This is a genomic window from Streptomyces sp. NPDC045955 (assembly GCF_056430805.1).
In genome coordinates this window covers 1-12,331 of sequence record NZ_JBWKKY010000002.1, presented here as the reverse complement: position 1 = coordinate 12,331, position 12,331 = coordinate 1, and the positions used below count along the sequence as shown (strand labels likewise).

The 12,331-nt window shown below is 72.8% G+C and carries 11 protein-coding genes and 2 tRNA genes; 6 read left to right on the top strand and 7 right to left on the bottom strand.

Annotated features, from left to right (window positions below):
- Nucleotides 1–3: 3 nt before the first annotated feature.
- On the bottom strand, nt 4–1,236 hold the full coding sequence (locus tag AC07F0_RS03340; protein WP_478973631.1) for an MFS transporter: 1,233 nt from the start codon (nt 1,234–1,236) through the stop codon (nt 4–6).
- Between the two features lie 128 nt (nt 1,237–1,364).
- On the opposite strand from AC07F0_RS03340, the gene AC07F0_RS03335 reads away from it, so the two are divergent.
- Nucleotides 1,365–1,943 (top strand): TetR/AcrR family transcriptional regulator, encoded by a 579-nt coding sequence (locus AC07F0_RS03335; protein ID WP_436731623.1) that lies wholly within the window; start codon nt 1,365–1,367, stop codon nt 1,941–1,943.
- 64 nt (nt 1,944–2,007) lie between these two features.
- Here AC07F0_RS03335 and AC07F0_RS03330 read toward each other — a convergent pair whose 3' ends face one another.
- Nucleotides 2,008–6,831: a PAS domain-containing protein gene (locus tag AC07F0_RS03330; protein WP_478973629.1), complete on the bottom strand. Its 4,824-nt coding sequence runs from the start codon at nt 6,829–6,831 to the stop codon at nt 2,008–2,010.
- Nucleotides 6,832–7,159: 328 nt separating this feature from the next.
- On the bottom strand, nt 7,160–7,747 hold the full coding sequence (locus AC07F0_RS03325; RefSeq protein ID WP_478973626.1) for an SSI family serine proteinase inhibitor: 588 nt from the start codon (nt 7,745–7,747) through the stop codon (nt 7,160–7,162).
- A 210-nt stretch (nt 7,748–7,957) separates the two neighbouring features.
- On the opposite strand from AC07F0_RS03325, the gene AC07F0_RS03320 reads away from it, so the two are divergent.
- Nucleotides 7,958–8,048 (top strand) — tRNA-Ser (locus AC07F0_RS03320).
- An 86-nt stretch (nt 8,049–8,134) separates the two neighbouring features.
- On the opposite strand, the gene AC07F0_RS03315 is transcribed toward AC07F0_RS03320, so the two are convergent.
- Nucleotides 8,135–8,971 (bottom strand): arginase family protein, encoded by an 837-nt coding sequence (locus AC07F0_RS03315; RefSeq protein ID WP_478973623.1) that lies wholly within the window; start codon nt 8,969–8,971, stop codon nt 8,135–8,137.
- A 166-nt stretch (nt 8,972–9,137) separates the two neighbouring features.
- Here AC07F0_RS03315 and AC07F0_RS03310 point away from each other — a divergent pair.
- Both AC07F0_RS03310 and AC07F0_RS03305 read left to right on the top strand, forming a co-directional pair.
- Nucleotides 9,138–9,210: transfer RNA gene (locus AC07F0_RS03310), tRNA-Arg, on the top strand.
- Between the two features lie 155 nt (nt 9,211–9,365).
- Nucleotides 9,366–9,692 carry a GYD domain-containing protein gene (locus AC07F0_RS03305; protein WP_478973620.1) on the top strand — a complete coding sequence of 109 codons (327 nt, stop codon included), beginning with the start codon at nt 9,366–9,368 and terminating at the stop codon, nt 9,690–9,692.
- A gap of 112 nt (nt 9,693–9,804) precedes the next feature.
- On the opposite strand, the gene AC07F0_RS03300 is transcribed toward AC07F0_RS03305, so the two are convergent.
- Both AC07F0_RS03300 and AC07F0_RS03295 read right to left on the bottom strand, forming a co-directional pair.
- Nucleotides 9,805–10,089, bottom strand: coding sequence for a hypothetical protein (locus tag AC07F0_RS03300; protein ID WP_478973617.1), 285 nt, complete (start codon nt 10,087–10,089; stop codon nt 9,805–9,807).
- Nucleotides 10,089–10,307 carry a hypothetical protein gene (locus AC07F0_RS03295; protein ID WP_478973614.1) on the bottom strand — a complete coding sequence of 73 codons (219 nt, stop codon included), beginning with the start codon at nt 10,305–10,307 and terminating at the stop codon, nt 10,089–10,091. The genes AC07F0_RS03300 and AC07F0_RS03295 overlap by 1 nt, the downstream gene beginning before the upstream one ends.
- A gap of 252 nt (nt 10,308–10,559) precedes the next feature.
- Between AC07F0_RS03295 and AC07F0_RS03290 the strand changes: the two genes are divergently transcribed.
- Nucleotides 10,560–10,820 carry a GntR family transcriptional regulator gene (locus AC07F0_RS03290; RefSeq protein WP_478973611.1) on the top strand — a complete coding sequence of 87 codons (261 nt, stop codon included), beginning with the start codon at nt 10,560–10,562 and terminating at the stop codon, nt 10,818–10,820.
- Nucleotides 10,821–11,215: 395 nt separating this feature from the next.
- Here AC07F0_RS03290 and AC07F0_RS03285 read toward each other — a convergent pair whose 3' ends face one another.
- Nucleotides 11,216–11,692 carry a MarR family winged helix-turn-helix transcriptional regulator gene (locus AC07F0_RS03285; protein ID WP_478973608.1) on the bottom strand — a complete coding sequence of 159 codons (477 nt, stop codon included), beginning with the start codon at nt 11,690–11,692 and terminating at the stop codon, nt 11,216–11,218.
- 104 nt (nt 11,693–11,796) lie between these two features.
- On the opposite strand from AC07F0_RS03285, the gene AC07F0_RS03280 reads away from it, so the two are divergent.
- Nucleotides 11,797–12,192, top strand: coding sequence for an HGxxPAAW family protein (locus tag AC07F0_RS03280; protein ID WP_478973605.1), 396 nt, complete (start codon nt 11,797–11,799; stop codon nt 12,190–12,192).
- Nucleotides 12,193–12,331: the final 139 nt, after the last annotated feature.

The following is a 12,331-nucleotide window of genomic DNA, read 5'->3' as shown; positions in this document are numbered from 1 at the left end:
CGGTCAGCCCCGTTCCTGGCCGCCGTCATGTCGTACGGCGGTCAGCCCCCACCCCAGCACCAGCCACAGGCCCGCCACCCCGCACACCCCGCCCCAGCCGAAGTGGCTGAAGGCGAACCCGGCGAGGGCCGAGGCGCCGGCGCCGCCCGCGAAACCGGCGACGACATAGGCGGTGTTGGCGATGGCCGGGGTGGAGGTGGCGGTCAGGGCGAGGGTCTGGTTGGCGACGTGGGACGCCACCAGCGCCGCGTGGATCAGCACCGCGGCGGCGAACAGTGCGCCCAGCGTGTGCCCGCCCAGCCAGAACAGCGGCACGGACACGGCGGCGAGCAGGTAAGCGGACCGCACGACACGCCCCGCGCCGAACCGGTCCACGAGCCCGCCGGCCAGCGGCGCCACCGCACTCGCCGTGAGCCCGAACAGCCCGAAGAGCCCGGCCGTCGCGGTGGACAGTCCGTACTCCGGCCCCGTCAGCAGCAGGGCGAGCGAGGTCCACAGCGCGCTCCACGCCCCGAACATCCCGGCCTGCCGCAGGCAGGCGCGCCACAGGTCGGGCGAGTGGCGCAGCACCGCGGGCAGCGCGGCGAGTCCGGCGAACAGCGGGCCCTTCCGACGCCGCTGCGACGGCAGGACGAGGGCGGTCGCGAGCCCCAGGACGAGGGTGAGCACGGCCGCGCCCGCGAACACCCACCGCCACCCGAAGGCCTGCCCGGCCAGTCCGCCCAGCACCCGGGCGGCGACGATGCCGGCGAACAGGCCCGCGATGACGGCCGCGACATGGCGGCCACGCCGCTCGGCCGGGGCTCGTTCGGCGACCAGCGGGACGAGCAGCTGCGGGATCACGGTCGCGGCCGAGGCGACGAACATGGCGACCGCGAGGGCGGTGACCCCCGGAGCGGCCGCACTGGCGGCCAGCGCGGCGGTCGTGACGAGCGTGAGCCCGCCGACCAGCCGGCGCCGGTTCGCGCTGTCGCCGAGCGGGGCGAAGAAGAGCAGGCCGACCGCGTAGCCGAGCTGCGCGACCGAGGCGATCCAGGCGACGGCCGAGGGCGCCGAGCCGAAGTCGCGGGCCATGAGCGAGAGCAGGGGGGCGGCCAGGTAGATGTTGGCGGCGGTGACCGCGCTGCACACGGCGATCAGGGTGAGGAAGACACCGGGGCCGGGTGTACGCGCCTCGCGTGCGGGGGCGGTGCCGGCCGGGCGGGACGTGGTCGTGGCGGTGGTCGCTGACGGCATGGAGGAGGACTCCTTGGAGTCGGCTCTAACAACTAACTGGTTGGTTGGCTGATGGGGAAACAGTGTCGGCCGCTCTTCGATTCCTGTCAACCAAACGGTTGGTTACCCGGCGCGCTACCCTCTCCCCCATGGGAGCAAGGGACCCCGAGGCCACCAAGGCCCGGATCTTCGAGGCGGCGGTCGCCGAGTTCGCCCGGCACGGCATCGCCGGCGCCCGCATCGACCGCATCGCCGCCGAGGCGAAGGCCAACAAGCAGTTGATCTACGCCTACTTCGGCAACAAGGCGGAGCTGTTCGCGATCGTCCTCGAGAAGAAGATGCTCCACCTCGCCGAGGCCGTCCCCGTCGACCCGGACGACATCGAGGGCTGGGTCGACCGCCTGATGGACTATCACGCCGCCCACCCGGAGCTCCTGCGCCTGCTCTTCTGGGAGGGCCTGGAGTACGGCACCGACGAACTGCCCCACGAGTCCGACCGCCAGGAGCACTACGCCCGCAAGGTCGCCGCCCTCCAGGACGGCCAGGACCGCGGAGTCGTCACCGATGCCATCCCGGCGGCCGACCTGCTGTTCCTGCTGACGGCCCTGGCCAACTGGACCGTGGTCGTGCCGCAGATGCGGCGCATCCTGGTCGGGGGCCAGGAGCCCGACCAGGACCGCCTGCGCAGCTCGGTCAAGGAGGCGGCGCGCCGCCTCACGGCCCGATAGGGCCTGGTTGCTCCCCGGCGGGACCTCGTTGGCCCCGATAGGGCTTAGTTGTCCCCGATAGGGCTTAGTTGGTCCCGATCCGGGAGAGCAGCTCGACGATCCGGGTCTGCACCTCACCGCTGGTGGACCGCTCCGCGAGGAACAGCACCGTTTCGCCGGAGGCCAGCCGCGGCAGGTCGGCCTGGTCGACGGCGGCCGTGTAGACGACGAGCGGGGTGCGGTTGAGCTGCCCGTTCGCGCGCAGCCAGTCCACGATCCCGGCCTGCCGCCGGTGCACCTGCATCAGGTCCATCACGACCAGGTTCGGCCGGAACTGCCCCGCCAGCGTCACCGCGTCGGCGTCACTCGCCGCCCGCGCGACCTGCATCCCGCGCCGCTCCAGCGTCGCCGTCAGCGCGAGCGCGATCTCCGCGTGCTCCTCGATCAGCAACACGCGCGGCGGGTGCTGCTCACTGTCGCGCGGCGCCAGCGCCTTCAGCAGGACGGCGGGATCGGCACCGTACGCCGCGTCCCGCGAGGCCTGCCCGAGTCCGGCCGTCACCAGGACGGGCACCTCGGCGGCGACCGCGGCCTGCCGCAACGACTGCAACGCCGTACGCGTGATCGGCCCGGTCAGCGGGTCCACGAACAGCGCCGCCGGGAAGGCAGCGATCTGCGCGTCGACCTCCTCGCGCGAGTTCACGATCACGGGCCGGTAGCCGCGGTCGCTCAGCGCCTGCGAGGTGCTGACGTCCGGCGCCGGCCACACCAGCAGCCGCCGCGGGTTGTCCAGCGGCTCCGGCGGCAGCTCGTCGTCCATCGGCTGCGGCCGCGGCGGATCGGCCACCTCGACGGCACCGCCGGGCCCGTCCAGCGGCTCCGGCCCCTCGGCGGCGTTCTCGTCCGGCGCGCCTATGGCGTACGACCGTCCGCCGCCCTCCGTCATCTGCGCGAGCCGTGACTGACCGGCGAGGGACGGCTGCGCCGGGACGGGCGCGGGGGCCGGGGCGGTGCCCTGCGCGGTGCCTTGTGCGGGAGTCGGCTCACCCGCCGGATGCGGGCGCGCGGCGTGCTCCGGACGGGGCGCCGGTTCCTGGCGGGAGGCCTGTTCGGGCCGCCCGCCCCCTTCCGTCCGCGTGGCCGGGTCGGGCGGCGTGCCGAGCTTGCGGCGCCGGCCCGATCCGCCCGACTGGTGCGGGGGCGGCGTCGCCGTCGACTGAGGCGCGCCCGGCCCCTGCGGGGCGGAGGCCGGACGTGCGGCGGGAACGCCCGAGGGCTGCTGCACCTGAGCCGCCTGCCGGTTGAACGGCACGCCCTGGCCCAGCGTCCGCACGCTGATCGCCCGCCCCTGCGTTGTATTCGGGTCGGCGGGCGCGGCCGCCTCCGCGGGCAACGGCTGAGCCGTGCGATGCGCCTGCGCCGCGCCCTCCGGGGGCAACGGGGTGCCGGGGGCCGGGGTGTGGGGCTGAGGGGCCGGAGCCGCGGCCGGGGCCTGGGCTACGGGGGTGCCGTTCGGGTGTACGGGGTGAGCGGTGCCGTTGGGGGCTACGGACTGTGTCGGCTGTGCCGGCTGTGCCGCGCCGTTCGGCGGTACGGGGACACCGGCTCCCGAGCTGTCGTCGGCGGCGGGCCAGGGCTGTGGCCGGGGGGCAGGAGCGCCTTGGGCAGGGGCCGGGGCGGGGGCTCCGGGGACGGCGGTGCCCTGAGCCGGGGTGCCCTGAGCCGGGGTGCCCTGTCCGGGCGCGGCCTCGGCGGGCAGCGGCTGACCGGCGGAGGGCTGCTGCTCCGGTACGGCGACGCCCTGCTGCGGCAGGGGCTGTGCGCCGAGGGGCTGGTTCGGGGACACGGGCTGAAGCACCTGCCCCGGGAGGGCCGCGGCCTGCACGCTGTGCCCGAGACCGCCCGGGGCGGGGACGGACACGCCCTGCGGGGGTACGGCGACGCCCTGCGGTTGGGGGATGTTCCCCGGTGGGACGTTGCCCTGCGCATGCACGGCGTCGGGCTGTGCGTGAGCGGCGTTGCCCTGCGCCGGAACCGCCACGCCCTGCGGCGGCACGGCCGTACCGGGAGCGACCTGCCCCGCGGCCACCCCGGCCTGGCTCACCTGAACCTGACCGGTGACGTCCTGCTGCGCGGGAACTCCCTGCGCGTCACCCCCCTGCACGGCCCCCGCGGGCACGGAACCCGCCGGCACAGGAGCCTGCTGTCCGGCGCCCTGCACCGGCGAACCAGCCACCGCACCCGCCGCCGTACCCGGCGCCTGCGCTCCGGCCCCGTCGGCCGGCTGAGCCGCCACGGCCCGCCGCCGACGCCCGGTCGGCGCACTCGTGGGATGCGGCTGGGGCGGAGTGTGATCGGCGGACTGGTCGTGCGGGACGGCGTCGTGCCGCCCCTCGTCGGCCACCCCCGCACCGGCGGCGGCCGAACCGTGAACCGCCACGCCCCCGTGCGCCGCCTGGTCCGGCACCTGCCCGTGACCGGGCACCTGTCCCTGACCGGGCACACCACCTGGCGCGACCTGCCCCTGATCAGAGGGGCCGGCCGGGTCGGACGGGGCCGGGGCCTGATCCGCCTCGGCCGGCGGCAGGGCGAACACGGGACGCGGCCCCGCCGCGGCCTCCTGCGCAGCCGCCCGCTCGGCAGCGGCAGCCAGCGCCCGCCGCCGGCGCCCGCTCGGCTGCGAAGTCTGACCCTGCCCCTGGGCCGCATCAGCGGAACCGGCGGCGGCCTCGCCGGACGGCGCGGGCAGCGCGGGCGGCAGCGCCTGCTGCTCACCGGGCTCACGCCGGGCCCGCCGCCCGGAGGGCGCGGGCACGCCCTGCGGCGGAACGGTCCCACCCAGCCCGGTACCCGAGGCGGCGGTCCCCGCCGCATGCTCGGCGGCCGTGACGACGGCCCCTTCGGCGACACCCTGGACGGCACCCCCGACGGGCAGGGCCGGAGCCGCACCGGCGTCCTCGGCCGCACGCCGCCGCCGCCCGGTACCGCCCGACGCGGGCGCACCCTCACCGGAAGCCTGCGCGGGAAGGGCAGCCGGTTCCCCGGCGGCTCGCCTCCGCCGCCGCCCGGTGGGCTCACCCTCAGCCGGAACATCACCGTCCAGGAAGGCATCGGTGGTGGCCCGCCGCGCCCGGCGCCGCCCCCCGCCATACGTGTGCCCACCGGATGTCTGTCCACCGGACGTCTGCCCGTCGTCGGCAGCGGCGTCGACCGCCTGGGCGGCGTCCGCATCCTCGGCGACGGCCCCGGCCCCGCCCCCGATCGGCACTTCGAGGACGTACGCGTTACCGCTCATCCCCGGCACTTCATGCGTCTGGAGCACGCCGCCGTGAGCCCGGACGATCCCGCGGACGATGGGCTCGTGCACGGTGTCGCCGCCGGCGTACGGCCCGCGCACCTCGATGCGTACGACCTCGCCGCGCTGCGCCGCCGCCACCACGACGGTGTTGTCCAGGTAACCGCCCGCCGACACGGGCGTGTTGCCGGTCGCGTCGACCCCCGCCACGTCCGCGACCAGATGGGCGAGGGCGGTGGCGAGCAGCCGGGGATCGACCTCGGCCTCGATGGGCGGCGCGTGCACGGCGAACTGCACCCGCCCGGGCCCGATGAGCTCGACGGCCCCGTCGACACCGGCGGCCACGACGGCGTCCAGCATCACCTTCGTACGGGAGATGCCCTCGCCGCCCGCGTCGAGCCGCTGGTAGCCGAGGACGTTGTCGATGAGCGTCGTGATGCGCGAATAACCGGCGGACAGGTGGTGCAGCACCTGGTTGGCCTCGGGCCACAGCTGACCGGCGTCGTCCGCCGCCAGCGCGGCCAGCTCCCGCCGCAGCTCCTCCAGCGGCCCGCGCAGCGACCGCCCGAGCAGCGTCAGCAACTGCTCGTGCCGCGCGGCGAGCGCCTCGTACCGGTCCTTCTCCCGCTCCCCGAGGGCGGCGTACCGCTCCTCGTTCGCCCCCAGCTCCTCGGCGTGCCGCTCGCGCAGCTCCTCCAGCTCGGTGACGTGCTGCTGGCGCAGCGCGGTCAGCTCGGAGGCGTGCTCCTCGGCGATCCGCTCCAGCTCTTCCTCATGGCGCTTCTGAGCCGCCTCCTTCTCCTCGACGACGGCGTCGTACGGCCGCCGGTCGGCGAAGGTCATCACGGCGCCGACGAGCTGCTCGCCGTCGCGCACGGGCGCGGTCGTCAGATCGACCGGCACCTTGCCGCCGTCCTTGGCGTACAGCACCTGCCCGCGCACCCGGTGCTTGCGCCCGGAGCGCAGGGTGTCGGCGAGCGCCGACTCCTCGTACGGGAAAGGCGACCCGTCGGCACGCGAGTGCAGCACGAGCGTGTGCAGCTCACGCCCGCCGAGATCACTGGCCCGGTAACCCAGTATCTGAGCGGCGGCCGGATTGACGAGCACGATCCGCCCGTCGGTGTCGGTCCCGACGACGCCCTCGGACGCGGCCCGCAGGATCATCTCGGTCTGCCGCTGCGAGCGCGCCAGCTCGGCCTCGGTGTCCACGGTCCCGGACAGGTCGCGCACGACGAGCATGAGCAGCTCGTCGCTGGTGTAGCCGTAACCGTCGTAGGCCTGCTGCCCGTTCTCGAGATTCGCACTGGTGACCTCGACGGGGAACTCGGTCCCGTCCGTCCTGCGCGCGATCATCCGGGTCGGCTTGGTCCGGGCATGCGGATCGAGGTGCTCCGGCCGCCGCATCGACCCCGGGATGAGCTTGGAGTCGAACTGCGGCAGCAGGTCGAGCAGCCCGCGCCCCACCAGAGCGGTCCCCGGCGTCTCGAAGGCCTCCAGGGCGATGGTGTTCGCGTTGACGACCGTCCCGTTGGCATTGACCAGCACCAACGCGTCGGGGAGAGCGTCCAGTATGGCTGCGAGGCGAGCAGCGCCTCGGGATGGCCTGCTGCTCACGAGACGCTTCCTCCCTGTTACCGCACCTTGCCGACCGCTCGGGCCATCTTGCCAACCGTCCCGCGGCGTGTCACGCGAGGGAGTCTAAGGGCTGCGGTTGCGCTCGCGACGCCGGATGAGAGCGAGGTCGCACGAGGAAGTGACCCCGAACTGACGACCGAGTAACCGCCAAACGCCCGCCCTCCTGCGACGACGTCGCGGGACCTTCGCGGGACCTTTACGAGGGCAGTGTTTCTGTACCTTTTTGCCCGGGTGGCCGAATGGGGCCGTGAGGTGGCCGGATCGGGGCGAGCGCGGCGACACGGGGCGGAACCGTCACGGGCTTCCCTCAGGGGTTGGACGTCATGTCCGGCAGCAGCGGCACGAGCCGGTCCCAGCGGGCGATCCCGCAGCCGTCACGGCGGTCGTACGTGGCGTCCACGGGCCGTCCGGCCCAGGTGCCGGTGACGTGCGCGGTGGCCGGCCCGCCGTACTGCATGGTGCAGAAGCCGTCTTCCGGGGCGGGTGCGAAGACGTCCTCCCCCCACCGGGTGTCCCGCTCCAGGGCGGCGCAGGCCCCACGCGGGTCGGGATGACTGCCGCCGTGGGGTGCGCAGTACAGCTCGTACGTCCCGTCGACCTCACCGCCCGCGTTCCGCACAGCGACGGTGAGATGGTCCCGGTCCGGGCCCTGGCCCCCCGCGAGCCGGACCGGGGACGGCCCGGCCTGGGCGTACGCGGCCGGGGACACCGCCGCCAGCGCCCCGAAGGCGGCGACGGAGGCGGCGGCCCCGACGACGAGCCGCCGCAGACGGGGACGGGCGGTGGAAGGGGAGGCACCGGAGGTCTGAGAGGTGACGGAGGAGGCGACGGAGACCGGCGAGGTCCGGGACGCGTATTCGGGGGCACCCCGGCGAATGGCATGAGACATCGACATGACCTGACTAACGCGGCGCGGCCCAGTACGTTGCGCGCCGGTCGGCGGCGCCGCACGACTCCACCGCACACCCACCCGCCCCGCACCCTCACAAGGCCTTTGCCCTGCGACCTTCCCGCCTAGTACCGTGGGGGTCGATTGGTGACAGCACGCTCGACTGTGTCATCATCGGCACGCACCGACTCGCGCTCGCGCGGGAGGATGTGCACTGGAGGCGTCGCCTAGTCCGGTCTATGGCGCCGCACTGCTAATGCGGTTTGGGCCTTAAAGCCCATCGAGGGTTCAAATCCCTCCGCCTCCGCACCCTGACCAGGGAGTTCGGCCCCACGCGGCTGGACTCCCTGCGTCGCGTTCAAGCCGTCTTCAGTCGCGCTCAGGCCGTTCTCCTCACCGGTCGGCCCCGAACAGCCCGTCCACGATCCGCCGCAGCACCGCCTCCTCCTGGCCGACGGCTTCCGTCCGCTCGTACTCGGTGAGCGCGAGGCCGGCGAGAGTGAACTCCTCCGTCAGAGCCCGCACCGCCCCGACCAGCTCCTCCACGCCCAGCCCGCCCGGCTCGGGCGTACCGACGGCCGGGAACACGGCCGGCTCCAGGACGTCGAGGTCGATGTGCAGGTACACCGCCTCGGCGCCGGTGGCGCGCACGGCGGCCAGGAGCGGCCCGGGTTCCGTCAGCTGCTCGACGCCGAGGTGCCGTATGCCGCGGCTCTCGACAAGGGCCTGCTCGCCCGGGTCCAGCGACCGCGCGCCCGTCAGCACGACGCGGTCGGCCGACAGGCTCCGCGCGGGCCGCAGGCCCTCCGGCCCGTCGCCGATGAGTGCGCGCAGCACCATGCCGTGGAAGGCTCCGGAAGGCGACGACTCCGGGGTGTTGAGATCCCCGTGCGCGTCGAACCACACCACCGTCAGCCGGTCCCCGAATGCGGAGAGCGCGGCCTCGACCGGCGCGAGGTCGACCGCGCAGTCGCCGCCGACGGTCACGGTCGGCTCGCCGGGCGGAACCTCGGCCAAGGCCGCGCGCACCGCCAGCAGATGGCGCTCCAGCACATCGGCGCTCCGCACGCCGCCCCGCGGCTCGCCGACGCTGTCGTCGATCGTGACCGTCCGCCGTGTACCTGCGGGTATCAGCCCGGCGAGCCAGCCGGCCCCACCGGGCAACCGACGGGCCGTAGGCGCCCCCGACCCCTGCCACTGCGCCACCTCAAGCACCACCGGACCGCCCACGAAGGCTCCCTTCCACCACCCGATCACGAAGCCCCGTCTGAGGCCATTTACGCAGGTCACAAGGGGTATGGCAAACGGATTTCACATGGCGGCGGCAGTCATGTAATGTTCTTCCTGTCGCCGCGAGCGAGCCGTAAGGCCCGGGAGCGGCGAAAAAACAGAACAAGCACTCGTAGCTTAACGGATAGAGCATCTGACTACGGATCAGAAGGTTGCAGGTTCGAATCCTGCCGAGTGCACACAGGCCAGAAGCCCCGGAGAGATCCGGGGCTTCTGGCGTTTCTCCGGCTCGACGAACGCTCATCGACCCCGGCCGTTCGGGGGACGCACAGGTCTCCGCCGACGCCTTTCCCACCCGCAGGGGCATCTCTTGAGGGAACGAAAGGGAGACACGATGCCGCTCTACCTGTCGAGGTTCAGCTACACCCCGGAGACCTGGGCGCGGCTGATCGGCCACCCGGAGGACCGGGCCCGGGCCGCGCAGTCGTACATCGAGTCCGTCGGCGGAAGGCTCCACGGCTTCTGGTACGCCTTCGGCACGCACGACGGCTACAACCTGTGGGAGGCCCCGGACAACGTCTCGATGGCCGCGGTGGCGCTGGCGATCAGTGGAGGCGGCGCGCTGAGCTCGTTCGAGACGACGGTACTCCTCACCATCGACGAGACGATCGAGGCCCTGCGCGCAGCCGAGCAGATCCAATACCGGGCTCCTGGCGCTTAAAACAACAGATCGCTTGCCGGTTCGGGCTTGCCGAGTGTGCACAGAACAAAGGCCCCGGAGGGATCCGGGGCCTCTGGGTTCGCGTGCGTATGCAAGGGCTGCGCCGCCGAGGCTAGGGCTTGCTCGGATGGGTCAGGCGCCGGCCGCGGCTCTCTGCGATGCGGAGGACATCCTGCAGTGCCTCGGTCAGGCGCTCGGCGAGGTAGCGGAGATCGCCGGGCTGGGTGTCGGGGAGCAGGGCCAGGGCGTGGTCGACGAGTTGGTGGCCCATGTGGAGTTGGGTCGACTCCGTGGCGTCGGCGAGTCGGGAGATCGGTCCGCCGTGGTGGTCGGTGATCAGGTAACAGTGCTTGCCCTCGGGCCCGGACCAGGGAAGCAGGCGGGGCTCGTCCGGCATCAGGCCACTTCCAATCCGTGGATCCAGTACGGGCCCGGCATGTCCTGGCCCAGCGTGGCCATGGCCAGTTCGCGCCGCCGCTGACGTCGCTCGTGAGTGATCAGGTACGGGCGTACGGACCTCGTCGCTGTGACGTCCAGAGGAGTGTCGTCGCAGATGTACGGGCTGCGGTGCGGCGGGAGGGGTGGAGCGAGGTGCTGGGGGAGGCCTACGGGCACGGCGGGTGTCGGCGGTCGGAGGCCCGGTTTCGGACCAGGTCCCCTGAAGAGGACGGCCGCCCGGGTGGCGAGTCGGTGGATAAGGTCGGTCATGTCATCAGCTCCGATCAGCTGGTGGCCGCGCCCCGGGGCGGCTCCAACCGTCGCCGGGGCCTTCACATGGGCAACCGTAGTCTAGGAGTGCTAGGCATGCTAGGGGTTATAGGGATACCGTGTATCGCACGGATGTCCAAGCATGCGCATGCTAGTGGGGTGATCGAGTTCGTTCCTGACATTCCTCGCTGGCGGCAGGTGGCCGATGTGGTTCGGCGCCGGATCGCGGACGGCACCTACCCTCCGCGTACCCGCGTTCCTTCCGTCGTGCAGCTGACCTCGGAGTTCGGGGTCGCCAACGCGACAGCGCACAAGGTGCTCCGCGCATTGCGCGAGGAAGGGCTGACGTACACGGAGCCCGGTCTCGGCTCGTTCGTTGCTGAGCAGTCTCAACGGGCCGGTGCCGAAGGGGACGTGTAGGCAGCGCGGGACACGGGCGGGGCTTCGGGGCGATCAAGTTGTCCCACGGGGCTTTCAGGGGCCGATGCCTGTCGTCCGCGAAGGCCTCTTCCCGGCTTCAGCCTGTTAGTAGCGTCCGTCGTGCTGAGCTGATGAGGCCCTGCGAGCTCTGCGCGTTGACGCCCAACGCGGTGGAGGCAGGGCCAGTCCTCCAGTCGGCGGGTCGCCTCGTCAGACCTTCTCCACGCTCACGCGTGGATGGTTCGGCAGTGACCATGCCTGCCGACCCGCCCACGGCTCGCCCTCAGCGTTCCGGCGGTCAGGGTGACGGAGATACCGCTGGTAGGACCGTCGCCGGGCGCGAAGTTCGCAGCCATTGAGCATGGCATCGTCCGCAGGTGTTGCCGGGACGGTGTTCAGTCAGTGCGGCAGTGATCCTCCAGGTAGTCCGCCGCCAACGCGCTCGCGCGGGTGAACCAGTCGTTCAGGACTGCGATTTCGTCAGGTGAGTAGTCGGCGAAGAGTTGCGTGAGGCGGGCGTAGTACGGCTCGTAGACCTCTCGGACGCGGGCGACGGCGTCGGGCTGGGCGGCTACGCGGATGCGGCGGCGGTCGGTCGGGTCGGGGCGGCGGGTGATGTAGCCGGCGCGTTCCAGCCGGTTGAGGATGCCGGTGACCGCGCCCGTCGTGACGTGGACGCGGGCTGCCAGGTCACCGGCCGTGGGCAGGTTCTCCCCGGCCTCGATGACGTAGGCGAAGCAGGTGAGGTCGGTCACACTCAGGCCTACCTGTTGGGCGATCTGGTGCTGCCCGACCAGGTGGGTCGCGATGAGGTGGTCCATCGCCGACAGCGCCTGCTCCGGCGTGGCGGCCGGACGCGGCTTGGCTTGCATTCCCAGATCCCTTAGTTCGTGAGATGTTTGGGGCGTAAAAGGCTTAGTTGGTGAGGGGTTCGGGGGCGGGTTCCCAGGGCCTTTGATGTGTAAGGGGGCTGCGCATGAGCGCACATCAGTATGACCACGGGCATACCGTCGCGGGATGGGTCGGAACCGCGATCGGGAGTGTCGGGGCGGTCGTAGCCGGGGCGGGGGTGTGTTTCGTCTCCGGTGTGCTGATCGCCGGTGGGCTCGCGATCGGTGTGGTCGGCCTGTTGGTCACCTGGGCGCTGCATCTGGCCGGCTGGGGGAAGGGGCCGGGGATCCGGCCCCGGGAGGAGTGGGGGTGGCGGGTGCGGGACTCGGGGGCGCGGGCCGGGCATGACGAGTGCCTCGGGTGCCGGCTGGCCGGGCGGCGCCGTACCGCGCAGGTGGCCGGGCGTCTTGTCGTACGCGGTGATGTGAGTGTGGGCGGGGAGAGCGAACCCGCTGCCGTGGGAGCCGACTCCGGGCGCTGACTCACGCGAGCGCCATGGTCGGTGGGCGCCGTTGCCGTCGGACGCCGTTGATGCTCCTATTGCCTGTCAAGCGGCCTGGAGCCAGTCCCTGTAGGCGTGGGTGAGTGCGTCATCGCGCCGGATTCCTCGTTCGAGGGTG